The organism is Nocardia suismassiliense (assembly GCF_900269665.1).
Lineage (GTDB): Bacteria > Actinomycetota > Actinomycetes > Mycobacteriales > Mycobacteriaceae > Nocardia > Nocardia suismassiliense.
On sequence record NZ_LT985361.1, the window covers coordinates 7,241,173 to 7,266,030 of the forward strand.

A 24,858-nucleotide genomic window follows, 5' to 3' on the forward strand; every position below is an offset into this window, starting at 1 on the left:
GCCACCACCATGCCCCGTCGACCATGAGCTACCCCGCCCAACGGGACATCACGGCGCACCCACTTGCGGTGCGCCATCATCGCAAGCGAATTCAGCCTTCTTCTTGGATGTTCGGGCGCGGGCCGAGGGGAAGCAGCGGGGCTCGGGAGGTCAGGCAGAACGGGTGACCGGCCGGGTCGAGCAGCACCCGCCAAAGTTCCGGTCCCGGCTGCACCTCAGCGACCCGCGCTCCCAACCGGACAGCCTCGGCCTGCGCGTCGTCCAGGTCATCTACCCGCAGATCGAGATGGATGTGGCTCGGCGCTTCGCCGGCGGGCCAAGTCGGCGGCTGGTAATCCGGCACCGTCAGCGCACACAGCGATCCGCGCTCGGTGTGCACCACGGCCAACTCCGCTGTGCGATAGACGATCTCACCATCGAGGAGAGCGGCCCAGAACACCGCGAGCTCCTCCTTGTCCGAGCAGTTCAAGGTGATCAGACTCAGCTGAGCGATAGCCACCTCACGATCCTACGGCCGGTGACACGCGTGGCGCCGCGAACGGAAGAGGGCCGTGCCCGGCGACTCGGGCGATCAGCGGGCGGTGCGGTCAGCGATATTCGGGGTTCTCGAAGTCGAAGCGGCAGCCCGCGTCCCATTCGGACCGCTGGTTGCCGTGGGCGGGGATTCCGTTGGCGTCTTTGAGCATCCTGGCCAGGTGGAGCAGGTTCCAGGTCATGAAGGTGGTGTTGCGGTTGGTGAAGTCGTTGTCGGGGCCGCCGGAGCCGGGGTCCAGGTAAGAGGGTCCGGGGCCTGCTTCGCCGATCCAGCCGGCATCGGCCTGCGGCGGGATGGTGTAGCCGAGGTGCTGGAGGCTGTAGAGGATGTTCATCGCGCAATGCTTGACGCCGTCCTCGTTGCCGGTGATCAGACAGCCACCCACGCGGCCATAGTAGGCGTACTGGCCGCGGTCGTTGAGGATCGATGAGTTCGCGTACAGGCGTTCGATGACCTGTTTGGTGACGGAGCTGTTGTCACCCAACCAGATCGGGCCCGCTACCACGAGAATGTCGGCGTCCATCACCTGACGTTGCAGTGCAGGCCATTCGTCGGTGGGCCAGCCGTGCTCGGTCATGTCCGGCCAGACGCCGAAGGCGATGTCGTGGTCCACCGCCCGGATGTGCGAGACCTGCACCCCGTTCTTCGCCATGATGTGGGCGCTGACGTCGATCAGGCCTTGCGTGTTGCTCACCTCCGGCGAGCGTTTGAGCGTGCAGTTGATGAACAGTGCGCGCAGGTCGTGGTAATCGGTCATAGTGTGCTCCTCGAGGAGTTGGTGCGGGGGCGACGCGATCGGTGATCGGCGGCGAGCCTGGTCGCCGCCGCGACGCCGGCCAGGGCCCAGATCAGCACGAGTGCCACGGCGAGCCCGAGGGGATAGTTACGGTCGAGCACCGTCGGGTTGTCCGGCACAGCGTATCGGCGGCCGAGCACCGGTGCGGCGATGAAGAGCAACGCGACGGTGGCGACCGAACCGCAGGCGATCGGCGCCCACCAGGTGCTTGGCAGGAGGCGCCGCGCGGTAACGCCGAGCACGGCGCACAGCGGCGCGAACACCGCGTCGTGCAACAGAATTCCGCACGCGAACCACAGTGCGATCGAGAGCAGGTCGGTGCGCGGGAAGTCGAGTAGCAGGGTGATGCCGTACCACCCGAGCCACAGGCCGGCCAGGAGCAATACGATCCGGATCGCGGTCATGCTTGTGCCTCGATCAGCGAAAGCCATTTGGTCTGAAGCACTCCGGGACGACTCGGCGCGATGAGACGGCACGGATAGCCATGGTCGATATCGAGCGGCTCGCCGTTCAGCGATAGTGCCACCAGGGTGTCCGAGTCGACGACATGTCGTTGCGGCAGTACCGAACTCGCATAGATGCCACTGGTCTCCAACGAGCGGAAGCGCACATCTCCACCGCGGTAAGAACCTACGGCGGCGAGTAGCTCACGCAGTCGCACGCCGGACCAATCGCCGGACGCACTCCACCCTTCGACGCAGGCGATCGGCAGCCGAGCCCGCACCTGCGGCATTGCCTGCAATTCCGCCCTGGTGAAACTGCGTTGCCGCTCGCCGACCACCACGGTCAGGCGGTAGTCCGAGGCTCGCGCGCGCTCGACGACACCCGCTGCCATTGCGGACCTGTTGACCGGAAGCCCTTGCGGCCCTTCCCCACTGCGCGGCGCAAGCACTGCGGCCCAACGCAGGAAGGGAACGGTTTGACCGGCGACCACCAAGGTAGCCGCACCTGCGGACACCCAAGCCGCCGTCAGCACCGTGCGCCGAGAGACATACCGCCCGCGAGTATCGGCCCAGCCCCCGGCACCGACAGGAGCACTGTCACCTCCGCCGGCGGCACGGAGACCGGCACCACGGCCAGCGGCGACACCGATTCGGGCACCACCGCCACCAGCAATGCCTCCACCTCCACCTCCGCCTCCGGCACCGTCATTGCCACCGCCACCGCCACCCCCACCAGCACCGCGACCGCGNCTCATTGCCACCGCCACCGCCTCCGGCACCTGCAGGTGCACCTGCACCACGATCGACGGCGTCATCGACTCCGGCACTCTCATTGGTCTCGGCACTCCCGCCGACATCCGCTCCATCCGACTCCCAGTCGATCGGACGACTCAGCACTTCTCGGATCACCGGCAACTTCACCGCTAGGTGCACCGCCAGCGCACCGGCGGCGACGAACGCCATCGCGTAGTGCGCGGTCGGGAAGAAGAACTTCCATGGGTAGTACTGCGCGGTGTTGAGCAGGCCGGTCGACAGCTCGAATATGACAGCCCCGACCAGCAATGCGATCGATCCACGCTCGAGCATGCGCAACGGCGAACCGAGCACCGGGCGCTGGAACAACTTCGGGTACACCGCCCACAGCTTCACCAGCAGCAGCGGGATGGCGGCTACGCCCGAGATGACATGCAGCCCTTGGGTTACCCGGTACAGCCACACCGGGTGCGCGGGCCACCAAAACCAGCTCGGCGGGTGTTGAATCCAATGACTCAGCAGCCCGGTGACGAAGCAGATCAGGATGGCGGTGCCGAGCGCGAGGCCTACTCGGCCGGCGACCTCGGGCCCACGGGCACTCGACACCTGAGGCCCGCGCCGCACCGACGACTCAGCGCGTTCGGCGGATTCGTGCGGGCTCATCGATTACCAGCCCACTGTGCTGCCGAACTGTACGTAGCGCAGGTCATCGAGCGTTCACCTTCATTGTGTCGTCGGCGCGCAGCAGCCACGCGATATGCCTGCCGCCGACCCCGGCCGTGTTCAGCACCCGAAACCCGGTGGCGTGCGCGAGTTGCTCCGCGTGATCGATGCCCACCGACGCCCACGAAAACCAGGACCCGACATGTGACCGGGACTCCAGGCGGACCCGCCGGGTCACCGAACCTGCTCCAGGAGGGCCGAATTCGACGATCGCCACACCATCCGGAGTGAGCAGTTCCGCGGTACGCGCCAGGATGCGTTGCGGGTCACCGCCGATGCCGATATTGCCGTCGGCCAGTATCGCGTAGGACCAGCGCCCTGCTCCCGGCAACGGCCCGAACAGATCGCGGCGCAACGCGGGTGCACCGCGAAACCTACTGATGGCGACCGCTGTCGGCGAGATATCGATCCCCAGCGCGAGCACGCCGCGCCGTAACAGGGCGGCGACCAACCGTCCTGGCCCGCAGCCGAGATCCACCGTCGGCCCGTCGCAGCAGCGGATGAGCGCATGGTCGGCACGGCACTCGCCGGCACCGGCGAGCCCGAGCCACCGTCCGGTCGGCAAACGCAGCCGGGTGCCGTCCGCCGCACGCATCCAACATCGTTCACCGGCCAGCGCGCGGTCGAAGAGGTCGAAATCCGCTCCGATCATCGCACTACCAGCCCACTCAGTTCGTGGATGGTCGCGGCGAAACGGCCGCTCGAGGTCGCGGCGACCCGCAGTGCGTCGGCGAAGGTGTCGACATCGCTGAAGCGCGGCAGCGAACGCACCTGACAACCGCACTGCTGCAAGGCTTTCCGGGTCAATTCACCGGTCCGATCGGTGGACATCGGCACGTCGGCCAGTACCCGGGCCGGCTCGGGCGACGGGAGGCCGAGCGCCCACCAGCCGCCGTCCTCGGCCGGACCGAGCAGTGCGGCCTCGCCCGCGGCGAGCTCGTCGGCCGCTGCGGTCAGTGTCTCCGGCCCGATCTGCGGTGTGTCCATGCCGATTTGCAGCACCGGCGCACCCCAGCGGGCGGCATCGGCGTGCGCGTTGGCCAAGCGGGCGCCGAAGCCCGCCCCGCGCTGCGGGATCACCGAGAAAGCGGCCAGTTTCGCGGCCAATGCACGGCTGTTCTCGGCGGCCGCGAGATCGCCGGTGAAGGCGACGACCCGATGCGTGACGTCGCTGCACAGCACCGAATCGAGGGTGTCGAGCAAGGCCGCCGCCGCCACCCGGGCGGCGTCGCGGGCCGTCAGCGGCGGAGTCAATCGGGTCTTCGCGAAGCCGGCGATCGGGGCCTTCGCGATGACGAGCACCGTTGTCTCGCGAGGCCCGCTCATCGGAGCACCGCCAGGAAATCCTTTGTGGCGCGCAGGGTTCCGAGCCAGGAGCCGGAAACCTTCGAGACGCCGCCGGCTCGGGGCCGGTAGGCGATGTCCCGCTCGACCACCTGCCAGCCCGCGCTCGCGGCACCGACGAGCAGTTCGAGCGGATAACCGGAGCGCAGGTGCAGCGGCCCCAGTGACAGCATCCCGGCCCGCCGCGCTACCCGCATGGCGGCGATATCGTGCACGGGCAGACCGTATTTGCGGCGCAGCCGGTAAGCGATGAGCAGGTTGCCGAGCCTGGCGTGCCACGGCCAGACACCGGCTCGGGTCGGCCGCCGCCGGCCGACCGCGAGATCCGCTCCGCCCCGGACCAATTCGACCAACCCGGGTAGGTCGGCCGGATCCATCGATCCGTCGCCGTCGAGCACGGCGACCATCTCGGTGCACGCCGCGGCGATGCCGGCCTGGACCGCGGCGCCGTAGCCGGGCCTGTCCTCACACACCACCGTGGCGCCGCGCGCACGGGCTACGGCGGCGGTCCCGTCGGTCGAGCCGTTGTCCACCACCAGGGCGTGGTACCCGGCGGGCAGGGCGGCGAGCACCTCCGGCAACGCGTCAGCTTCGTCTCGGCACGGAATCACCACGGTCACTCCGTCCGGATCAACCTGGGTTCGAGTCACGACCATGACGCTATGCCGGAGAGCGCGCCGGACGGCCGAAAAACCTGTGACGAAACAGTGACATCGTCAGAAAAAGCATGAGGAACAGCGCTAACGGTTCGGTGGCCGCCCTATCGTGTTAGCCGTGCATGACACCTCCGAGGTCGCGACCGCAACAACGCCGCGTGCCCGTTTCCACCGTGAGCTGATCGGCGCGGGTATCGCAGCCGCGCTGGTGTCAGCGGCATTCCTCGTCCCGCGAATTGCCAGCGAACAATGGCGCAGCAAGTTGTACGCCGGAGCGGCACCGATATTCGGGGTGTTTCTGCCGCATGTCGGCTGGGGCACCGTTCCCGCGATCGCCCTCGCCGCTCTCGTTGTCGTACAGGGACCGTCGCTCGCGCGACGGCTGGCGTGGCGCCCGCTGCTGGCGACGTCGTGGGCCGTCGCACTCGGGTGGACGTTCGCGCTCGCCATGATCGACGGCTGGCAGCGCGGATTCACCGACCGGCTCACCGACTCCAACGAGTACCTGCACGAGGTGGGCAGCGTCACCGATATCGGCGCGATGCTGCGCGGATTCGCCGATCGCATACTGGATTTCGAGCCGGACTCGTGGACGACGCATGTATCCGGGCATCCGCCCGGCGCGCTGCTGTTCTTCGTACTGCTGGACCGCGCCGGCCTCGGCGGCGGGGCGTGGGCAGGCGCGGCCTGCCTGTTGATCGGCACCAGTGCGGTGCTCGCGGTCGCGGTCGCGCTGCGGGTACTCGGCGCCGAGGATCGGGCGCGCGCCGCGCTGCCGTTCCTGGCGCTGGCCCCGGCGGCGATCTGGATCGCCGTCTCCGCCGACGCGCTGTTCGCCGGTGTCACCGCGTGGGCGGTCGCCTTGCTCGCCATCGCCGCTCGGCACCCGACCGGCCGCCTCGCCGCGGTGGGAGCCGGGCTGCTGTTCGGCATCGGTCTGTATCTCAGCTACGGGTTGGTTCTGATGGCGATACCGGCGGTGGCCGTGCTGATCGCCGCCCGCACCACTCGCCCGCTGCTGCCCGCGCTGGCCGGCGCGCTGGTGGTCGCCGCGGCGTTCACCCTCGCCGGTTTCTGGTGGCTGGACGGCTATCACCTGGTGGTGCAACGCTACTACCAGGGCATCGCCAGCGATCGGTCCTTCGCGTACTGGTGGTGGGGCAATCTCGCGGCGACGATCTGCGCGGTCGGGCTCGCGACCGCGGCGGCGTTGTCGCGGGCGCTGTCCCCACGCCTGCTGCGTGCCCTCGATCCGACGGCGCTGCTGGTGGCCGCGGCCCTGTGCGCGATCCTGGCCGCCGACGTCAGCGGCCTGAGTAAAGCCGAGACCGAACGAATCTGGCTACCGTTCGATATGTGGCTACTCGCCGCCACCGCTTTCCTGCCTCGGTCCACCGCCCGCGGCTGGCTCGCAGTACAGAGCATCACAACGCTGGTATTGGCCCACACGATCCTGACGAATTGGTGAAACGATGTCCATCCTGATCGCCGACGACGATCCGGTTGTCCGGGAGGTGGTCCGGCGCTACCTCGAGCGCGACGGCCTGACCGTCCGCGAAACCGCCGACGGCACAACCACATTGGCCGCGCTGGCGGACGGCGGCGACCAGATCGAGCTGGCCGTGCTCGACGTGATGATGCCCGCCCCGGACGGCATCGAGATCTGCCGCGCGATCCGCTCGGGGCCCCGCCCGGATACCCCGATCATCCTGCTCACCGCGCTCGGCGACGAGGACGACCGGGTGCTCGGCTTGGAGGCGGGCGCCGACGACTACGTCACCAAGCCGTTCAGCCCCCGCGAGCTCGCGCTGCGGGTCGCGTCGGTGCTACGGCGGACTCAGGTGGTGCGCGACGGCACCGAGCCACCGCTACGGGACGGCGCGGTCGAGGTACGGCCCGCGGTCCGGCTCGCGCTGGTCGAGGGGACGCCGGTGGATCTCACGCCACGCGAGTTCGATCTTCTCGTCTTCCTGCTGCGGCATCCCCAGCAGGTGTTCAGCCGAGATCAATTGCTGGCCCAGGTGTGGGGCTGGGATTTCGGCGACCTGTCCACGGTCACCGTGCATATCAAACGGTTACGCGCGAAACTCGGTGCCCGCCACCGCATCGAAACGGTGTGGGGCCGCGGGTACGCATGGGCACGCACCGATACCGGGAACGGAGCCCCCGATGCCTGACGACACCATCCAGCTCATCGGTTACACGCTGGCGTGCTCGGTGCCGGTGGTGCTGATCGGCGCATTCATCCTGCGCGCCACCAGCAATCGCTCGCTCACCACGAGTATGGCTGTGCTGGTGTTGATTCCGACGTTGTCGACGTTGGCGGGCATCATCGGAGTGAGCGGACTGATGTTCACCCACGAACTGCAGCGCACCGCAATCGTGCTCGCCGTCGTCGCGGCGGTCACCGTCCCGGCGGCCATCCTGCTCGGCCGAGAACAGGCCAGAAAGACGGTCTGGGAGAAGCAGATTCGTGAGCAGGAGCGGGCGGCGGAGCGTTCGCGACGCGAGCTGGTCGCCTGGATCAGCCACGACCTGCGTACCCCGCTGGCCGGTATCCGTGCGATGGCCGAGGCGCTGTCGGATGGCGTGGTCAGCGAACCGGACGACGTGGCGCGCTACGCCGGTCAGATCGGCTGCGAAACCGATCGGCTGGCCAGGATGGTCGACGACCTGTTCGAGATGTCGAAGATCAACGCGGGCACCCTGCGGCTCGACCTGGAGCCGGTCGACCTGCGCGAGCTGATCGACGAGGTGCTGGCCGCCAACCGCCCCACCGCCGACCGCGCGCAGGTCGCCCTGCGCGCGGAACAGCCGGACCGCCGAATCGTCGTGGCGGCCAGCGATCAGGCCCTCGGCCGGGTGCTGACCAACCTGATCTCCAACGCGATCGCGCACACACCGCCCGGTGGCGAAGTCGCCCTGTCCGCAGGCGCGTCCGACGGGCAGGCCTGGGCCAGGGTCGACGACACCGGACCCGGGATCGACGAGGCGGATCTGCCGCGCATCTTCGAGGTCGCGTATCGGGGCACCGCCGCCCGGTCGCCCGTCGCCGCCGACGGCGTACCCACCGGCAGCGGAATGGGTTTGGCGATCGCCGCCGGGCTGGTCGAGGCGCACCACGGCGAGATCACCGTGCAGAATCGGGACCGGGGTTGCCGCTTCGAGGTTCGGCTTCCGTTGTCGGACAACTGATCCGGTAGTCGCTGCGGAACGGTGCGGCCGTGGGCTTCAGAATGTCGGGGCGAATGTCCCTACGCTGTCGCGCAGCGGCGCGAAGGCGAACCGGGTCAGACCCTCGATCGGATCCACCTGCGCGGCGAAACCCAGAGCGCGCCTGGCCCGCTCCGGCTCCGCGACGATGTGGCGCACATCGCCGGGCCGGTAGCGACCGGTCACCACCGGCGCGGGCCCACCCCGCGCAGCGGCCAGCGTGGCCGCGACCTCCCCGATGGTGATCGGTCGGCCCGACGAGATGTTCAGCGGCACGAAACCCGGCAGTGGCTGTTCGACAGCGGCCAGGTTCGCCGCGGCGATGTCGGTGACGTGCACGAAATCCCTTGCCTGCCTGCCGTCTTCGTAGACCTGCGGCGGCCTGCCCGCTTCCAGCGCCGATCGGAAGATGGCCGCGACCCCCGAATACGGTGTGTCCCTCGGCATATCGTCGCCGTACACGTTGTGGTAGCGCAGCGCGGTGACCGAGGACCCGGTCGCGGACGCCCACGCCGCCGCGTAATTCTCCTGCGCGAGTTTGCTCGCCGCATACAGGCTGCGCGGGCGCAACGGCGCATCCTCAGGCACCGACTCCCAGGTCAGTATCTCGCCCGTGCCGGGGCAGCGGTGCTCGAACATCCCGGCATCGAGGTCTGCCGTGCGGCGCACACCCACCTCGACCGCGTCGCGTTCGCCGCGATAGCGCCCTTCCCCGTACACCACCATCGAGGACGCGAGCACCAGCCGACGGCACCCGGCGCGCTCCATCGCCGCCAAGAGAACCGCGGTGCCGAAGTCGTTGTGGCTGGCGTACGCGGGCGCGTCCTGCGCGCTCACCCCGGCACCGACCACTGCGGCCTGATGGCAGACGACGTCGACACCGGACAGCACTGCGTCGAGGGCCGCGCCGTCCCGGACATCCACCCGCGCAACCCCTTCCGGAGTCGCGGCGGCGGGGCCGTGCGCCGCGGACACCATCAGATCGAGCGAAATCACCTCGTGCCCGGCGGCACTCAACTCGCGCCGGATGTGGGACCCGATGAACCCGGCGGCGCCGGTCAGTAGCACCCGCACGCCGCTCACCCGCGCTTCCGCTGCTGCCCGGCCCGGGCGATGGACTCGACCACTTCCGCTGGCGCTGTTGTCATATGCCGATCGTGCCTGGTCCGCGCGCTGAAAGGGCCTGACCACGCCGCAACGTCAGACTTTCGTCATGACCCTGAAACCGGTTCGACCCAGCCGGCTCAGGGATGGCCTGAGCGAGCTGGGCCGAGCAGCGCCGGTGGGCGCGAGAACCTCAGGGCTCAGCCGACTTCGGCGTGGTCGAAGTAGTAGGCCGCGGCTGCCAGGTATTGGCAGCAGTCGGGGCCGTGGCCGGCGTGGGTACTGCGGACGAACTGGGCGAGGTCCATGTCCAGATCCATGGGCTCGATAGTGCAGTCGCGGTGCTGTGTACTCCACAGGTCCCGCATATCCCGCGATGTCTGCATCGTGCACCTCCAGCCTGCGTTGTCTATCAGCCTGAAATGCTTACACCCGGGGGGTACCCCGATGCGGGGCGGTTCATACCAAGATCGGTAATTCATCGGGTGACCAGTTGCCAATCGTCGGGCAGGCGCGCGGCGGTCACTTGAGCGCCCTCCACCTCGAGGTCGATGGTGATCGGTCCGAGGCGCAACGCGGCCAACGTGATTCGGCCCCACTCCGGCGGCACCAGCGGCCGCACGGTGATGGTGCGGTTGGGCACGTCGGGGTCGAGGCCGAGGAACGAGCGCACCAGTAGCAGCGGCGCGGCACTCGCCCAGGCCTGCGGTGAACAGGAGGTCGGGTACGGCACCGGAGTCGGGAACCGCGAGCGCGGGAAGCCGCAGTAGAGCTCGGGTAGTCTGCCGTCGAAAGCCGTTGCCGCGTCGAGCAATCCGGTCGCCAGCCGGGTCGCCAGGTCGACCGCGCCCGGCACGTGGCGGTAGCGCAGCAGGCCGGCCACCGCGATGGCGGTGTCGTGCGGCCACACCGAGCCGCAGTGGTAGCTCATCGGGTTGTAGGCGCCCATCTTCGTGGACAGCGTGCGCAACCCGAAACCACTGTCCATCTCCGGCCCGGACAGCCGCCGCACCAATTCGGCGGCGTGCGCGTCGCTGGCGATGCCGGACCAAAGACAGTGCGCCGTATTGCTTGTCAGCGCGTCGACCCGGCGCTTGCCCTTGTCGAGCGCGACGGCGTACCAGCCGCGTTCGGGCAGCCAGAACTCCTCGGCGAACTTGCCGCGCAGCTCCGCCGCCTGATCACGCAGCTCCGTCGCCCGGCGCGCATCGTCGAAGGCCTCGGCCAGCTCGGCGCGGGCCAGCAGCGCGGCGTGCACATACCCCTGCACCTCACACAACGCGATCGGCGCCTCGGTGATATGGCCCTGCAGGTCGTTGATGCCGTCCCAGCTGTCCTTCCACCCCTGGTTGACCAGGCCGCGGTCGGTGGCCCGCCGATACTCGACGAAACCGTCACCGTCCCGGTCGCCGTAGTCCTCGATCCAGCTCAGCGCCGCGTCGGCGGCGGGCAGCAGCTGCCTGATCGCCTCCGCATCCGCGCCCCAGCGATAACACTCGGCCAGCAGCATCACGAAAAGCGGTGTGGCGTCGACGGTTCCGTAATAGATGTTGCCGCCGAGCACCAGCCCACCGGCCGGACCGCGGCGCATCTCGTGCATGATCCGCCCCGGCTCCTCCTCGGTGAGCGGATTCACCGTCTGCCCTTGCAGTTCGGCGAGCTGCTGCAGCGTGCCGAGCGCCAGGTCGACCTCCAATGGCAGCGCCATCCAGGCGGTCAGCAGGCTGTCGCGGCCGAACAGGGTCATGAACCAGGGCGCGCCCGCCGCGACGAACGGCCTGCTGTCGCCGGAATCGTCGTGAATCTGCAAGGCGCCCAAGTCACTTTCGGTGCGCCGGAGCACCTGGGTGAGTTCCGGATGCGAGGCGGCGATGTCGGTGGCGGTGTGCCGCCAGGCCTCGATCTTGCGCCCGGGCGCGCTGACACCGTAGTGCTCGCCGGGGGCCAGCGACACCTGGAACCGCTGGTTGCCCAAGGTGGGCTGGGCGGTGATCTCGGTCTGCCAGCTCGCGCCGACGGGGACCACGACCTTCCACACCAAAGTGCCGGGCAATACGGTGGGTTCGACGCTCGCGGACACCGAGAGCCCGCGCATGCGATCGGCGCGATCGTGGAACAGGAGCTCCCCCTCGGCCACCGTCACCTCGGCTCTACCGTGTCCGGCGCGGCCCTCCTTGACCGCGAAGAGGTCCACGAAATCGGCGTCGACATGCAGCTCGAGGGTGACCGCCGTCGGCTCGCGCCCCATGTTCTCCAGGGTGAGCACCTCGTGCATGCCGTCGGCGACGATCCGCTCGCGCACCACCAGCAACGTACTGTCGGCCAGCCCGGCCGTCGGCGGTCTTCGCAGCACGAACCGCGCGGCGAACGCCTCCGGGCTGAGCACCGAAAGCGGTTCGGGCAGATGGCCGTCCACCAGCAACTCCCATCGGGAGACGACGCGCGCGTCCCGGAAGAAGAGCCCGTGCGGGCGGCCCGGCTCGACATCGCCGAGCCGGTTCGACAGACAGAAGGTGCCGCCCTCGACCAGCGTGACCGAACCCGCTCCACCGAAACCCGTCGGCTCACCGGAGTTCAGTGGAGCGGGGCTGAGCGCGGCGGTCGGATCCGCCGTCACGCGAGTCCGCTCGCCGCGACGGGCACCGGCACCATCTCGTCCTTGCGCCATCGGTAGTCGATCCGTTTCCGCGGCCGCATCAGCTTGCGATAGACCTGCTCGTAGCCGCGCCCGAGCGTATCCGAACCGAAATTCTCCTCGACGTGCTTGCGGCACGCCGCCGGATCCATCGTCTGCACCTCGGCGATGGCTGCGGTGAGTTCGGCGGGGTCGTCACAGATGCGGCCGGTGACCCCATCGACGATCACCTCGGCTACCGCGCCGCCGCGTAGCGCGACGACCGGTGTGCCACACACCATGGACTCGATCATCACCATGCCGAAGGGTTCCTCCCAACGGATCGGGAACAGCAGACACTTGGCTCCCGCCAACAGTTTCCGCTTCGCGGCGGCATCGGCGAGGCCGAATACGTGATCCTGGTCGGTCAGCAATGGGCGTACCTGCTCTTCGAAGTATTTGAGCTCGGGCGGTTCGCTGCACTTGCCCGCCAATACGAGTGGCATGCCCGCGGCGTGCGCGGCCTCCAGCGCCAGATGCGGCGCCTTGCACTCGTTGAAGCGGCCGAGGAACAGCGCGTAGTCGTCCTTGTCGGCACGGAACGGCCACTCCTCAGGATGCAGAGCATTATGCACTCGCCCAGCCCAATTCAAATCGGGGGCCAGCTCTTGCTGCCGGTCGCTGATCGCGACGAGCGAGACGTCGTCGCCCATTTCCCGGTAGTACTCATAACATTCGCCCTCGACCGGACCGTGCACGGTGACCACGGTCGGCAGATCAAGTTCCCTATACGCGGGAGCGTTCAACGGGCCCGCGAAGGTGTGCTCGTGCACCAGGTCGATGGCACCGTCCGCGGCGAGCTTCTCGATCGCCCGCCGGGCGCGCAGCGCGTGCAGCACCTCGGGGAAGGGTTCGCCGAGCCGCTCGGGGCAGATGCGGTCCCACAGCGGAACGAATTTCGCCTTGGTCCCCGGTTCACCGGCGCCGAGCAGGGTCACGTCGTGGCCTCTGGCCACCAGCGAGTCGACCAGATCGGCGACGACGGCTTCCACACCTCCGTAGGCCTTGGGCGGCACATCGAAATACGGAGGGACAACCATCGCGATACGGAATCGGGTTCCGGAGTGGTCGATCGACAGCAGATCGGAGGACTCCGCCTGCGCCGACATCGGCAAGTGGCTCACGCCACCGCGCTCGGCACCATCGTTGGCCAGGGCTACCGCATCGCGGATTCGACCGCTTCGCTGACTCATGACCGCACCTCACCGGTGCTCGACTCCGCCAGGACGTTGATGGCGGCTGGGTTCGTTTTTCGCTCGCTACGCGCGCTCATCGACCCTCCTTCCAAGGGGCACAACCGTTAGCTCTCGCATCCACCCAGTGCTTCGGAGCACCGGGCGCCGAACTCGAACTGGTGGCCGCCTCAGCGGAGGTGAAGCTCAGCCGCACCGCCGTCCACAGGGCTTGGTTGGCCTGGTCGCCGATTTCTCGACCAGGGGGGCCGCCAGTGATGTACCTCATCACGGCGCGCTCAAACCATGCAGTCGGATACGTTGCTGATCGATTGCCGAGATCGGCAGGTGGGAGCCGCCTTTGCCGATCGCACCCAACATGTCCACCGGGGTGGACAGCGGGCTCAGCCCTCGATCACGATCTTCCCGTCCTGTCCCGGCACCACGAACGGCAGCAGCCGCTCGGCCTCGGCGCGCACCGCCTCCTCGTCGGCGGCCGACAGCGGATGCCACGGCGTGACCCGAATGGTGGTGTCGTCCAAGACCCACCGGCCGTGCACGAACCCGTCGACCAGGTACATCGGCACGCCGCCCGACGCCTCCTTGGCGATGCGCTGCCGGTCTTCCTCGCTGATGATCCTGCGCCGGTCCTTGTGGCCGAGCAGCGCGTTGTCGAAGGCGGGCAGGAAACGCACCGGCACCGGCAGATTCGGGTCGGCCAGCGGCCCGTCCGGCAGATCGAACAGCACCCGGTGCTGGTCGTCGGTGAAAACGCGTAGGCGGGTGCGCATCTCGTCGACCACCTCGGCCAGCCGGGTGACCCCGGCCCACGCCTGCATGTCGGCGACGGTGGCGGGCCCGAACGCGGCCAGATAACGCAGAATCATGGTCTCCGCCTGCGGCGTCGCCGCCATCGGCGCGCCGATCCATTCGTCGGCCAGCGCGACGGTAACCGAACGGTTGCGCCACTTGCCCCAGGCGCCGGTCACCGGGCTGTGCACCATGGGCACCAGAAGCTCCGCCGACTCGGCGAGCCTGCGCGGGTTCCGGCCCGGAAAACGCTCGCCGAGTAGCTGTCCGAGGTCGGACCGGGACCGAATGCTGCCGGACAGCAGCTCCCGTCCCGCGGCGGCCAGCTCGTCCAGGTCGAGGCCCTCGATCTCGTCGCGGTAGTAGGGCGCCTGCAGCGCGGCGTGCACCACCGGGCGCACCGTGGGGCGCAGCCAGCGGAAGTCGTCCGCGTCGGCGAGGTGCACCGTGCGGCGAATCATGGCGGAGCGCACCAGCTTTCGCTCACGCAGCAACGCGGCCAGGTCGTCGTGCCGGAACTCCGCGAGCCGGGTCCACAGCCCGACATAGGGCCAGTTCGGTTCCTGCCCCTGGACCGCGACCAGATGCCGGACCAACTCCAACGGTGTCATCGCGACCCGCTGCGCCAACATCTGACGCACCAGCAGGGTTCGGTTCAGCTCACGCAGCGATAGTTCCGTCATGAGGCCATCTTCGCCGATACCACCGACAGAACGGGCCCTTCCGCCGGTAACCGCGCATACGTATACATACAATTAATCCATGTTCGATCCCCTTACTCTGGCCGTCGGCGCAGGCATCCTCGGCCTCGGCTGGGCCCTCGGACGGTACGGCCACCTCGGGGCGGTGGGCGGCAAGGCGCGGCGCAGCGCCGCGAAGTGCGGCTGCGGCCACGACCTCGCCATCCACGATCCGCAGGCCGGGGAGTGCCACGCGGAGGAACGGCGCTCGGTCGCGCCCGCGACGTGGCAGTGGGTGCGCTGCCCGTGCCGGCGGTACACCGGGCCGCTGCCGGTCGAGGACTACTTCACCCGGCCGTTCCTGCCGCCGACGGACTGAGGTCGAGCGACAGGCGCGCTACGGCCCGTGCGGTACCGCACGACGAGCGCGCGGTACCGCAAGCGGCATCACTCGGCGTCCGGCTGCATCCGCCGCGGCACGCCGATCCTGTTCCACAGGTTGATCATCGCGGTCACCCCCACCAATCCGGCCAGGGACCCTTCGTCGAAATGCTGCTCCACGTCGGCCCATACGGCATCGCTCACCCCGTGCTCGCCGAGTTTGGTGACCGCTTCGGCGTAGGCGAGGGCGGCGCGCTCGGCGTCGGTGTAGAGCGCCGACTCACGCCAGGCATCGAGCTGGAAGATGCGCTTTTCAGTCTCACCGGCCAGGCGGGCGTCGGTGGTGTGCAGGTCGATGCAGTACACGCAGCCGTTGATCTGTGAAGCCCGGATCTTGACCAGCTCCCGGACCACCGGGTCCAGCGGGCCGCGGCGAATCGCCCCCTCGGCGGCGAACCACGCCTGGTACAACTCCGGCGCAACCTGTGCGAGCTTCATCCGTGACACGGTGTCGTCCTTTCCTCGGTGTGCTTCTCCTACACCAATGGGACGAGGCAGCCGTCGAAAATGTGACACGCGGTCACGAATCGGGCAGGCACCTGGCCGGATCGGGCAGCTCGCCGCACGGCGCGTTGCCGTGTGCCCGGAGCACGTCCTTGCCGTTCTGGTCGACCAGGTAGTGCAGGAAGGCCGCCGCCAGCGAGTCACCGGGCAGCTCGCCGTGGCTGTAGGCGTATTCCACGCCCCAGAACGGGTATGTGCGAGCGATCGCCGCGTCACGTCCCGCGGTGACGCCGTTGATCGCGACGGTCGCCAGTTCGGCCGCTACCGCCTCGGAGTACTCCGAATAGCCGATGGCACCGGGGATTTCACCGACGGCCTTCTGCATGTCCTTGGTGACTTGGACCTCGCAGTGCGTCGCGGCGGACAGCACCGTGCCCTTGATCGCGATACAACTCACGTGCGGCCGATCGGGTTGACTCCCGCCGAGTAGCCTGCGCTCGAACGTATTTCGAGAACCGGAGCCCTGGATCCGATTCACCAGCACCACCGGCAGATCCGGTCCACCCACCTCACGCCAGTTGCCGATCCGGCCTTGATAGAGATCCCGGATCTGCGCCTCGGTGAGGCTCGGCACGCCGACCCCCTTGTCGACGATCATGCTGAACAGCGACAGCGCCAGCGGGCGAGGCACCAGGGCGGGATATCCGCTGCCCTTCGGACCGTCGCTGATAGCCAGCAGTCCCGTGTTGCCCTCCTCGGCCAGCCGGTCCAGCCCGCGTTCGGTGCCTTCGAATGCGAAGGCGAATTGCGCTCCGGTACAACGCTTACCGTACTGTTCGGCGGCCGCTCGGACGACCGGTGCGAAGGCCGACGATCCGACCACGGTGAGCGTGCCCTCGGCACATTCCAGCGGCGTCGGCGCGGGCTCCAGTGCGTTGAAGATCAATTGGACGATGATCACCAGCACCAGAAAGATCGTCAGCACCGACATCATTCGGGGAATGCCGGTGCGGCTTCGGGTTTCCTGGATGCGCCCACCCTTGATGCCGCCGGTCAGCACCGGCACCGGGTACTCCCCCGTGCCCTCGGAGCGCTGCAGGATGGCCAGGATCTTGTAGTGCTCACCGCGATCCAGCGGCACCTTGGGCAGATCGATGACACCGATGTGCCCGGCCATGTCCTCACGCACCGCGATGCCGGAGTCGCGATCCAGGTTGTCCGCCAGGCCGGGATCGCTGAGTTCGGTCACCGCCATGCCGATGACCAAACGCTGCGGAAACCGTAGATGCAGGCCGATCCGCGCGGGATCGGGCGCCTTGTAGTCGTGGGTGTCGATGTCGGTCGCGCCGCTGTTCTCGATGCGCACCAGGACAACCGAGAGATCCTTCAGATCCGGACTCGCGCCGTCCAGCGACGGGCGCAGCTGCGGCAGCACGCCGGGGAACACCGAGGCGACCTCACCGGTGACGGGCGTGTCCATCTGCACGCGATAGCCGAGCCGCTTGCGCCCGACGAGCACGAACTCGTACAGGAACGCGGTGATCGGCACCGCGATACCGATGACGGCCAGCACGATTTCGACCGGAAACTCGCCCAACGGCCCGCCCACCCCCACCTACTCTGTCTGGCAACCATTCTCAGTGGCGATCGCGGCAGATCCCCGGCACGGCACGACTATTCGGCAACAGTTAACCGGACGGCCATCAGGCCTCGTGCACCTCGGTCCAGGCGAGCAGGTCGGCCAGCGGCCAGGTGTTGATGACCCGCTCGGCCGCAACACCATTCGCCACGGCGCGCTCGCAACCGTAGCCCTGCCAGTCCAACTGGCCGGGCGCGTGCGCGTCGGTGTCGATGGAGAAGTGGCAGCCCATCTCGATCGCGAGCTGGATCAGCCGGGACGGCGGGTCGCGGCGCTCCGGCCTGCAGTTGATCTCGACGGCGGTGCTGTAGGTCCGGCACGCCTCGAACACCATCTCGGCGTCGAAGGTCGATTCGGGCCGGGTGCCGCGGCCGCCGGTGACGAGCCGGCCCGTGCAGTGGCCGAGCACGTCGACGTTGGGGTTGGCCACCGCGTAGACCATGCGCTTGGTCATCGTCGCGCTGTCCGCGCGCAGGTGCGAGTGCACGCTGGCCACCACGATGTCGAGTTCGGCGAGCAGATCGGCCTGCTGGTCGAGGGTGCCGTCGTCGAGGATGTCGACCTCGATGCCGGTGAGAATGCGAAACGGCGCCAAACGATCGTTGAGCTCGGCGACCACGTCGAGTTGCTTGCGCAGCCGGTCGGCGGACAGCCCGTTCGCGACGGTCAGGCGCGGCGAATGATCGGTCAGCGCACAGTATTCGTGCCCCAGGGCCGCCGCGACCCCCATCATCTCCGCGATCGGGCTACCGCCGTCGGACCAGTCCGAATGGGTGTGCAGGTCGCCGCGCAGTTGGGTGCGCAGCGGCTTGCCGGGGGCGCCGATCGGCTGTGCCGCGTTGCGCAGGTCGAGCAGGTACTGCGGCACCCGGCCCGCGTACGCCTCCTCGATGACGGCGGCGGTCTTCGGCCCGATCCCGGCGATCTCGCGCCAGCTGTGCGCGGCGCGGTGGGTTTCGCGTTCCTCATCGGGCAGCTCCGCGACGATATCGGCGGCCCGGCGGTACGCCTTGACCCGGTACGTCTCGGCCCGCGAGCGTTCCAGCCAGAAGCCGATCTCCCGCAGTCCCTCCACCGGGCCCGGCGTGGCCGCCGGGTCCGCTGTGCTCGAATCGTCTGCCGCCACAGCGGTTAACGAATCCTGCTGTACTTCATGAAGGCCACTCCGTCCTCGAACACCCGACTGGTGATCACCCGGAACTTCGCCGCATCGGGCAGCCTGGGGCCGGACCCGAACAGCGACCGCCCGCGGCCCAGCAGGACCGGGTACAGCTTGAGGAAGATCTGGTCGATCTCGGGCAGCAGTTCCTGGGCGAGCTCCCCGCCGCCACACAACCAGATCCCGAGCCCCTCGGTGCGCTTGAGTTCGCGCACCTTGCCCAGCGGGTCGCTCGCGATCAGTTCGACGTCGGGATCCGGGTTCTCCGGCAGCGTCGTCGACACCACGTACTGCTTGAGATGCGCGTACGGGCTGGACGTCCCGGTGCGCACCCCGAAGTCGTGGGTCTTGCGTCCCATCAGCACGGTATCGAAGTACCGGTTGCGCTTGTCGATCCCGAGCGACTCCCGCACCTTGGTGGGCAGCGTCTCCGGATATTGCGCCGTGATCGCAGGCCCGTGGTCGCCGCCGACCGGGAAGAAATCGACCGATCCGTCATCGGTGGCGATGTAACCGTCGATCGTCGAGGCTACGTAGTAGGTGAGCTTGCGCATGTGTCCTTCCTCCACGGCCGGACCGACTTCCCGAACCGCCTACAAGAAAGGTAACTCGCGCCCGCTAACGACCGCGAGGCTTCGGTTGGCACCGCGGGCAAGAATACGAGGAACGATTCATGAATTTTTCCCGCTGAACAGGCGCTCCGCAGCGACGGCACGGTTCGTGCTCGCGGCCGTAGACGGCAAGGGAGCGTTCGAAATAGCCGGATTGGCCGTTGACGTTCACGTAGAGCGCGTCGAACGAGGTGCCGCCCGCGGCGAGTGCTTCCCCCATCACCGCGCCGACGTCGGCGAGCAGAGCGCGTACGGCGGGACGGGACAGGCCGGAGGCGAGCCGGCTGCCGTGAATCGAGGAACGAGCGCACCAGCAACAGCGGGGCGGCACTCGCCCAGGCCTGCGGTGAGTTCGCGCGCCACAACGATTCGACGGCGTAGATGTTGCCGATGCCAGTAGACATCGAGTTACTGCATGATACCCGGCCTGCTGAAACAGCACACCAGCGTCCACCAGGTGAACTTCCGCCGAAAACGTCTGCAAAACCGTTACGGCGGTCCCCATGAATCGGCCGCCCTTCCATAACCCCTCAACTTTCATAGTGCACGACAGATCGTTGGCGTACAGGTGGATTGGGCGACTTCGGACGGCAGGTCAGCGCTTCGTCGCTTGCGCAAACCCACGATCTGCGCCGAGGATGCACTGACAGCTTCGCCACCCACTCGGCTTCCCGCGACGTCGATCGGTTCGAAGTCTTCTCTATAGCAGTAGGTTCGTACACCGAGGGCGTCAGTGGCCAGGTTGACAAACTTCCGATGGGCATCGAGGGTTGTCACAACCGCCTGTAGCGGGTCCTCGACCTGTACGACTATCCGCCAGCCCAGGGCCGAGTGGTCAGTGTTGATGAATTCGGACCGCCAAACCTTCAGCCACGACCCGGACGTGGCCGGTATCCGAAGCGTCGGCCACGCCGGTTCCGGGCGACCTACCACCGCACCCACGGCGTGCGGCCCCTGTTCGGCGCGCTCGTCCTGAACACGGGAGTCCTCTGCCACATGATCCGGGATCACCAGTGCTCCAGCAGTTCCGTGACTTTCTCAAGAGTCTGCGGCGCCAGCGTTGGACCGGGCTGAAGCTTACGTGCGGGTGTGGCGTGTAGCGCTACGTTCGGTAATCCCCTGGTCTCGCATCGAGGAGCTGCTGTCCGCGCATTCGACATGCTTCCGGCACGCGGTACCGCATGGCAAGGCGTAGAGAGAACGGGTTTGTGTGAATCATCGACCAGGGTAACAATTGCTTCGCCGAAGTCATTGCCGGTTATCCGAACCCAGAATCGCCCCTGCCCTTCTGCCAGTCGTCGAAAGTCACCTCGCTGCCGCGCACCTTCCAATCGAGCCGGCCATTGGTCGCCCTTCCCGCCACGATTGCAGCTGCGGCCGACGGCGATCGGAACTGGACGTCAACTGTAAAAACGGCATGCCGTCCGTCACTGCTCGGCTGGAGAAAGCCGTCCTCCTCCAGCTTCTTTCGCAACGGACGGTAACTATGGTTTCCACCTACCCATGTCGACCGGGCCTGAGAACCTGCACGGACAGTGAACCGCCCATCGATTACCTGCGCAGCGGCGATGAGATCGAGCAGCTCCATCACAAACACTGGTGAGTCCGGAAGCGGTTCGAAGTCCGACTCTTCGTCCTCGATCTGCGGCCGTCCGGAAACCGCAAGCGGCAGGCCGTGCTTGCCCCAGTGCTCTTCTTTGTAGCGCTCCATGTCGTCACCGTGCAGCTGTGTGGTGGCGTTCCCTCGGCGTACCCAGAATTCGACTTCGCCCTGGCCTCCCACTGCCTTGGTTCGTCTCACAAAGATCGGCCGCATTGCAGGAGCAACGATGACCTGACACACCTGTTTGCCGTCGACCACAGGGAAATCCATCCGAACGTTCGCTGCCGTGGTGACCGAGAGATGGTTCCTGAGCAACTCCTGCAAGCGCAACTCATACCTGTCGAGATCGGCGACATCGATTGCCGCCATATCGTTGTCTAGCCCGACCGGCTTGCCGCTGTCTTCGACACCGATGAATAGCGAACCGCCGTCGCCGTTCAGCAGTGCGCACACGGTCTTGACGATGATGTGCTTGCGCTCTGGTTCCGCCTGCATTGTTTTCAAGTCCAGGAACGCAGACGCCTTGAACTCAACCGTCTGCGACTCACCAGCGGAAATTAATTCGGCGGGCGACATCGATGCCGGCGCTTCGACCGGCGCGATTCCGTGCTCGATCGCTGTCGCGATCAGTTCCAGCAGAACCCGTTCGCGCTGGACGACGAAGCCTTCGAAGTCGTCGTGCAGTAGGGAATCCGGATTGACCAGATGCGTAGCGACCAACGACCGCAGCGTCGGCTCGTCGATGGCGCCGATCTTGGTCAATTTGGCCAGGTAGGCGGAAGGCGACGAACCGCCGAGGATGTGGCGGTTCGTATACGCGGACAACGGGGTCTTGTTGATGATCGAGTCGTAGAGCGCACGATCGAGTCCCTGCTTGGCGCACCAAGCCTGCGGGAAGATGTGATGTATATCGATCGCGTCGTCGAAGTAAGTTGCGGCGTTGATCTGGTTACCACTGCACCAGTCTCGGGCGCCGTCCGAGATCAGCAGGGCATATACACCTTTGTATGCGGCGCTGTTCCGGGTTCGCAGGGTGCGCAGCCGCCCCGCGGCAAACTGAGCTTCGGCCACCGTCCGGGGCTCGTTCGACGTACGGCCCAGTGCCCAGTCCACCACCTCTGGCAGATCCCGCGCAAAGCGGGTTTCTGTTGTGCCGCTGTATAGTTCGCCGAAGACACCACACCAATACCAGCGGGTGACCTTCTGCTGCACTTCGTAGGTGTTCCAGGCCTGACCGAGTGCGGCGCAGATCGCGGCGAGCGGAATCAGCTGGGCGCCATAGGGAACGAACTTGACGTCGAAGATATTTCGACGATGCAGGAACTTCGCCGCTGCGAGAAGACCATTGACGATCTCTTGACTGCATTTCTTGAAGTCGTCGAGTGGCAGCCGGAGCATCTCGACGCGTCGGCAACCGATTCGCGGGCCGCCTTTGGAGTCGGTAGGATCGGCGGCCTCACGCCGCCGATATGTCGCCAGCAGCGTTATCGCCTGCAGGAAGTCGGTTTCCGATACCTCCGACAGAACACGAAACTTGCCGTCGCCCCATTGCATTCGGCACTGGTCCCAATGCTCACGAAGGTTGAACTCCTCTGCCGCGTACGTCGCAGTGAGCAGCTCGAATACCGTGAGCGTGACGCCCCCGGTATTGACCTTCTCGAATACCTGGCAGACGGCCTCTCGGGGAGTCCCTGCAGACAGTTCGATCACCGGAACCAAGTACTGTTCGAACCGTTTGATGAACCTCTTGTTGAACGACTGCCATGACTCGATCGCAGTGGGGGCATAACCGTTCAGCTTCATGAAACTGTGCCCCCAGTCGTCGGCGTCGAACACCTGGGTCATGGGGAAAAGGCCCGCCCGGCATTCTTCGTCCATGGTCGACAGGTCGAGCTCGACACGGCCGAAGCTGCCGCGCACCTTGCCGTCGGCCGGAACGAATCGGAAAGCCTCATCCCGATCGACTTCGTCGTCGAGCGCGGCCGCCATATCGACATAGAATCGGCCTTCGATGCTTCGACGCCGGTCGTCGACGGTCACCACCGGGCGGTCAAGTATCAGCGCCTGGTACAACGAGGTGATCCGCTGTTGCCCGTCCAACAGCAATTGGGCAGCGGGCACGCTACCCAACAGCTCCACTCCTTCGATAGGGCGTTGCTTGAATCGCGTTGAGCCGCCTGCCTGCAACATCATCAGCGTCCCGACCGGGAAGCCCTGAGACACCGAGCTCAACAGGCTTCGAATGTTGGACTCCGGCCACACCCAACCGCGCTGGAACTCGGGCAGCTGAATCTGTCCTTCCCTGGCCTGCTCGAGCAGGTTCCGCAGGAACGGCTTCTTGATCTCGAAGGCATCCACGCTCAACGACGGTCCTCCCCTGCGCTCGTTTGCCGCGCGACCCCCGGTCGCGGGCACGGATGCCCGACTGTAGCAGCGGATGATGCGAATTACATTGTATAACTGGGCAATACGGTTATCTGTGTCGAACGGGCTTGTAGCGTTCAATCCGTCAGTTCTCGAAGGAATTCGGCCACTCGGATCGCGAATTCGTCGGTCGGCCCGTAGATCAGGCATAGATCCTCATACAAGGTGGTTAGTGCCGACTGCGCCTCGCCGATCTGTCCGGTACTTGCGAGTACCTCGCCGAGGTCGTACCGCAAGTACAGGGCGGTCTCGCAACCGTCCCCGTTGGCGGCGGCAACCTCGTCGAGCACCGACTGTAGTGCCGAAATACCGCCTTCGATGTCGCCCAGCGCGATGCGGCAGCGGGCCGCACTCGCTCGGCTGTCCCACGCGGATTCGCTGTAGCGGCCTTCGATCCGGAGGTATGCCTCCGCGAGCTCGTCGAATTCACTTTTGGCTCTCCGATGTTCACCGCTGAGCGTCCAAGCGGCGGCAACCAGGCTACGCAGTCGGAGCACGTCGGAGTTGTCCTTGCCGTGGACCTCTGCCGCGCTGGCGAGTACCGAGTAGAGCGCATCAGCTGCTTGGTCGAAGCGGCCCTGCTGAAGCAGCTCGTCGTAGCGGTGCCGCGCCGAGTCGATGGCGGTGCGCAGGTGCATAGCGCTCATCGGCGCGGTGGGCGAGGCAGCCACGACACTCAGGCGGGTCGGCTCGATCTGCGCGGTCTCAAGCGGTGCGTTCGGTCTCCGGAAAACCCTTGTCGGGTCAGGGAATCCGGGGCGGTACAGCTCGGTCACCGCAGGTGTGGCGCCTGGCGCGGGCAGGAATGGCAATAGTCGCTCGTACACGGTGCAGGCATCTGCGGGTCGCAGCGCCGGATGCTTCTGCAGCAGGTCCAGGACCAGCCGTTCGAAGTCGGCCGGCAGTTCCGGCCGCAGTTCGCGCAGCGGTTGCGGATCGGATTCGACGTGCTGGCGTTGCAGCTCGTACCCGGAAGCACTGTCGAATGGAGGTGTGCCGCTGGCCATTTCGTGGATCATGCAGCCCAGTGAGTACAGGTCACTGCTCGGATTCTGGATCCGGTTGCCCAGCACCCGTTCCGGCGCCATGTAGCGGTAGGTGCCGATCACCTGACTGGTCTTGGTAAGCCTCGGTCCACCATCGAGAATCGCGGCGATACCGAAATCGATCACCTTGACCGCGCCGTCCCGGGTGATCAGCACGTTGTCGGGTTTGAGGTCACGATGTACCACCGGGATCGCGTGGGCGTGGGACAGGACGGTGGCGACCTGAGCCCCCACCGCCGCCACCCAGCTCAGCGGGAGCGGGTTGCCCGGCTGGATGTAATCACGGAGTGGAACTCCATCGATGAGCTCCATCACCAGGTACACCGCTTCGAAAGAGGCGTCCAGCACCGCGTCGAAGACCTGCGGCACCCCGTGATGACGGATACGGGCGGTCACCCGGGCTTCCTGGCGGAACCGCTGAGCAAATTCCGTGGCCTGCTCGTGTGTCTGAACCTGGTCGAGGCGGATCTTTTTAACCGCGATCTCCCGGTCGAGCACGGTGTCGTAGCCCCGCCACACCGAGCCCATTCCGCCCGAGTTAATCTCCTCGGTCAGCTCGTACCGGTTATCGATCCGCCGCTCAGCCAT

General features: G+C 67.0%; 21 protein-coding genes and 2 pseudogenes. 4 read left to right on the forward strand and 19 right to left on the reverse strand.

Annotated elements, in window-relative coordinates:
* Positions 1 to 91: 91 nt before the first annotated feature.
* From DBO33_RS32285 to DBO33_RS32320, 8 genes and pseudogenes are all read right to left on the reverse strand, one after another.
* On the reverse strand, positions 92 to 499 hold the full coding sequence (locus DBO33_RS32285; RefSeq protein ID WP_107658415.1) for a VOC family protein: 408 nt from the start codon (positions 497 to 499) through the stop codon (positions 92 to 94).
* A gap of 88 nt (positions 500 to 587) precedes the next feature.
* Positions 588 to 1,292 carry a flavodoxin family protein gene (locus DBO33_RS32290; RefSeq protein ID WP_107658416.1) on the reverse strand — a complete coding sequence of 235 codons (705 nt, stop codon included), beginning with the start codon at positions 1,290 to 1,292 and terminating at the stop codon, positions 588 to 590.
* Positions 1,289 to 1,735 (reverse strand): hypothetical protein, encoded by a 447-nt coding sequence (locus DBO33_RS32295; protein WP_234391155.1) that lies wholly within the window; start codon positions 1,733 to 1,735, stop codon positions 1,289 to 1,291. Before DBO33_RS32295 ends, DBO33_RS32290 begins: the two co-directional genes overlap by 4 nt.
* A pseudogene (locus DBO33_RS32300) lies at positions 1,732 to 2,340 on the reverse strand (molybdopterin-dependent oxidoreductase); the annotation flags it as partial. The gene DBO33_RS32295 and the pseudogene DBO33_RS32300, both read right to left, overlap by 4 nt.
* Positions 2,301 to 2,483, reverse strand: a complete 183-nt coding sequence (locus DBO33_RS43670) for a hypothetical protein (RefSeq protein WP_199857080.1) — start codon at positions 2,481 to 2,483, stop codon at positions 2,301 to 2,303. The pseudogene DBO33_RS32300 and the gene DBO33_RS43670, both read right to left, overlap by 40 nt.
* A 750-nt stretch (positions 2,484 to 3,233) precedes the next feature.
* Positions 3,234 to 3,902: a methyltransferase domain-containing protein gene (locus DBO33_RS32310; RefSeq protein ID WP_107658418.1), complete on the reverse strand. Its 669-nt coding sequence runs from the start codon at positions 3,900 to 3,902 to the stop codon at positions 3,234 to 3,236.
* Positions 3,899 to 4,576: a TIGR04282 family arsenosugar biosynthesis glycosyltransferase gene (locus DBO33_RS32315; protein WP_107658419.1), complete on the reverse strand. Its 678-nt coding sequence runs from the start codon at positions 4,574 to 4,576 to the stop codon at positions 3,899 to 3,901. Before DBO33_RS32315 ends, DBO33_RS32310 begins: the two co-directional genes overlap by 4 nt.
* Positions 4,573 to 5,244: a glycosyltransferase family 2 protein gene (locus DBO33_RS32320; protein WP_234391156.1), complete on the reverse strand. Its 672-nt coding sequence runs from the start codon at positions 5,242 to 5,244 to the stop codon at positions 4,573 to 4,575. The genes DBO33_RS32315 and DBO33_RS32320 overlap by 4 nt, the downstream gene beginning before the upstream one ends.
* 124 nt (positions 5,245 to 5,368) lie before the next feature.
* On the opposite strand from DBO33_RS32320, the gene DBO33_RS32325 reads away from it, so the two are divergent.
* From DBO33_RS32325 to DBO33_RS32335, 3 genes are read left to right on the forward strand one after another with little or no spacing between them, the layout of a single operon-like run.
* Positions 5,369 to 6,718, forward strand: a complete 1,350-nt coding sequence (locus DBO33_RS32325) for a hypothetical protein (protein WP_107658421.1) — start codon at positions 5,369 to 5,371, stop codon at positions 6,716 to 6,718.
* Positions 6,719 to 6,722: 4 nt separating this feature from the next.
* Complete coding sequence (locus DBO33_RS32330; protein ID WP_107658422.1) at positions 6,723 to 7,427, forward strand: response regulator transcription factor; 705 nt, start codon at positions 6,723 to 6,725, stop codon at positions 7,425 to 7,427.
* A complete protein-coding gene (locus DBO33_RS32335; RefSeq protein WP_107658423.1) occupies positions 7,420 to 8,445 on the forward strand; it encodes a sensor histidine kinase in 1,026 nt (341 codons plus the stop codon). The genes DBO33_RS32330 and DBO33_RS32335 overlap by 8 nt, the downstream gene beginning before the upstream one ends.
* A 36-nt stretch (positions 8,446 to 8,481) precedes the next feature.
* On the opposite strand, the gene DBO33_RS32340 is transcribed toward DBO33_RS32335, so the two are convergent.
* From DBO33_RS32340 to DBO33_RS32365, 4 genes are all read right to left on the reverse strand, one after another.
* Positions 8,482 to 9,546, reverse strand: coding sequence for an NAD-dependent epimerase/dehydratase family protein (locus tag DBO33_RS32340; RefSeq protein ID WP_107658424.1), 1,065 nt, complete (start codon positions 9,544 to 9,546; stop codon positions 8,482 to 8,484).
* Positions 9,547 to 10,045: 499 nt separating this feature from the next.
* Positions 10,046 to 12,184, reverse strand: a complete 2,139-nt coding sequence (locus tag DBO33_RS32350; RefSeq protein ID WP_407670558.1) for an amylo-alpha-1,6-glucosidase — start codon at positions 12,182 to 12,184, stop codon at positions 10,046 to 10,048.
* Positions 12,181 to 13,350 carry a glycosyltransferase family 4 protein gene (locus DBO33_RS32355; protein WP_199857041.1) on the reverse strand — a complete coding sequence of 390 codons (1,170 nt, stop codon included), beginning with the start codon at positions 13,348 to 13,350 and terminating at the stop codon, positions 12,181 to 12,183. Before DBO33_RS32355 ends, DBO33_RS32350 begins: the two co-directional genes overlap by 4 nt.
* A 467-nt stretch (positions 13,351 to 13,817) precedes the next feature.
* Positions 13,818 to 14,906 (reverse strand): winged helix DNA-binding domain-containing protein, encoded by a 1,089-nt coding sequence (locus DBO33_RS32365; protein ID WP_107658428.1) that lies wholly within the window; start codon positions 14,904 to 14,906, stop codon positions 13,818 to 13,820.
* 79 nt (positions 14,907 to 14,985) lie between these two features.
* Between DBO33_RS32365 and DBO33_RS32370 the strand changes: the two genes are divergently transcribed.
* Positions 14,986 to 15,282 (forward strand): hypothetical protein, encoded by a 297-nt coding sequence (locus DBO33_RS32370; protein WP_107658429.1) that lies wholly within the window; start codon positions 14,986 to 14,988, stop codon positions 15,280 to 15,282.
* 68 nt (positions 15,283 to 15,350) lie between these two features.
* On the opposite strand, the gene DBO33_RS32375 is transcribed toward DBO33_RS32370, so the two are convergent.
* The 7 genes and pseudogenes from DBO33_RS32375 to DBO33_RS32405 form a co-directional block, all read right to left on the reverse strand.
* A complete protein-coding gene (locus DBO33_RS32375) occupies positions 15,351 to 15,782 on the reverse strand; it encodes a carboxymuconolactone decarboxylase family protein (RefSeq protein ID WP_107658430.1) in 432 nt (143 codons plus the stop codon).
* Positions 15,783 to 15,864: 82 nt separating this feature from the next.
* Positions 15,865 to 17,397 (reverse strand): PstS family phosphate ABC transporter substrate-binding protein, encoded by a 1,533-nt coding sequence (locus tag DBO33_RS32380; RefSeq protein ID WP_234391157.1) that lies wholly within the window; start codon positions 17,395 to 17,397, stop codon positions 15,865 to 15,867.
* A 94-nt stretch (positions 17,398 to 17,491) separates the two neighbouring features.
* On the reverse strand, positions 17,492 to 18,553 hold the full coding sequence (locus tag DBO33_RS32385; RefSeq protein WP_107658431.1) for a PHP domain-containing protein: 1,062 nt from the start codon (positions 18,551 to 18,553) through the stop codon (positions 17,492 to 17,494).
* A 5-nt stretch (positions 18,554 to 18,558) separates the two neighbouring features.
* Positions 18,559 to 19,140, reverse strand: a complete 582-nt coding sequence (locus DBO33_RS32390; protein WP_107658432.1) for a dihydrofolate reductase family protein — start codon at positions 19,138 to 19,140, stop codon at positions 18,559 to 18,561.
* 64 nt (positions 19,141 to 19,204) lie between these two features.
* A pseudogene (locus DBO33_RS32395) lies at positions 19,205 to 19,622 on the reverse strand (zinc finger domain-containing protein); the annotation flags it as partial.
* Positions 19,623 to 20,455: 833 nt separating this feature from the next.
* Positions 20,456 to 23,158 carry a DUF4357 domain-containing protein gene (locus tag DBO33_RS32400; RefSeq protein ID WP_234391433.1) on the reverse strand — a complete coding sequence of 901 codons (2,703 nt, stop codon included), beginning with the start codon at positions 23,156 to 23,158 and terminating at the stop codon, positions 20,456 to 20,458.
* Between the two features lie 143 nt (positions 23,159 to 23,301).
* The gene (locus DBO33_RS32405; protein ID WP_107658434.1) at positions 23,302 to 24,858 is read right to left on the reverse strand and encodes a serine/threonine-protein kinase; all 1,557 of its coding nucleotides are present in this window, start codon (positions 24,856 to 24,858) and stop codon (positions 23,302 to 23,304) included.

What these genes read in the sequence shown, in the direction of transcription:
- DBO33_RS32365 (WP_107658428.1), bottom strand. Translation starts at nt 14,906, where the DNA reads ATGACGGAACTATCGCTGCGTGAGCTGAACCGAACCCTGCTGGTGCGT.
- DBO33_RS32355 (WP_199857041.1), bottom strand. Translation starts at nt 13,350, where the DNA reads ATGTCGGCGCAGGCGGAGTCCTCCGATCTGCTGTCGATCGACCACTCC.
- DBO33_RS32310 (WP_107658418.1), bottom strand. Translation starts at nt 3,902, where the DNA reads ATGATCGGAGCGGATTTCGACCTCTTCGACCGCGCGCTGGCCGGTGAA.
- DBO33_RS32295 (WP_234391155.1), bottom strand. Translation starts at nt 1,735, where the DNA reads ATGACCGCGATCCGGATCGTATTGCTCCTGGCCGGCCTGTGGCTCGGG.
- DBO33_RS32370 (WP_107658429.1), top strand. Translation starts at nt 14,986, where the DNA reads ATGTTCGATCCCCTTACTCTGGCCGTCGGCGCAGGCATCCTCGGCCTC.
- DBO33_RS32290 (WP_107658416.1), bottom strand. Translation starts at nt 1,292, where the DNA reads ATGACCGATTACCACGACCTGCGCGCACTGTTCATCAACTGCACGCTC.
- DBO33_RS32390 (WP_107658432.1), bottom strand. Translation starts at nt 19,140, where the DNA reads ATGCGCAAGCTCACCTACTACGTAGCCTCGACGATCGACGGTTACATC.
- DBO33_RS32375 (WP_107658430.1), bottom strand. Translation starts at nt 15,782, where the DNA reads ATGAAGCTCGCACAGGTTGCGCCGGAGTTGTACCAGGCGTGGTTCGCC.
- DBO33_RS32315 (WP_107658419.1), bottom strand. Translation starts at nt 4,576, where the DNA reads ATGAGCGGGCCTCGCGAGACAACGGTGCTCGTCATCGCGAAGGCCCCG.
- DBO33_RS32405 (WP_107658434.1), bottom strand. Translation starts at nt 24,858, where the DNA reads ATGGCTGAGCGGCGGATCGATAACCGGTACGAGCTGACCGAGGAGATT.
- DBO33_RS32335 (WP_107658423.1), top strand. Translation starts at nt 7,420, where the DNA reads ATGCCTGACGACACCATCCAGCTCATCGGTTACACGCTGGCGTGCTCG.
- DBO33_RS43670 (WP_199857080.1), bottom strand. Translation starts at nt 2,483, where the DNA reads ATGACGGTGCCGGAGGCGGAGGTGGAGGTGGAGGCATTGCTGGTGGCG.
- DBO33_RS32330 (WP_107658422.1), top strand. Translation starts at nt 6,723, where the DNA reads ATGTCCATCCTGATCGCCGACGACGATCCGGTTGTCCGGGAGGTGGTC.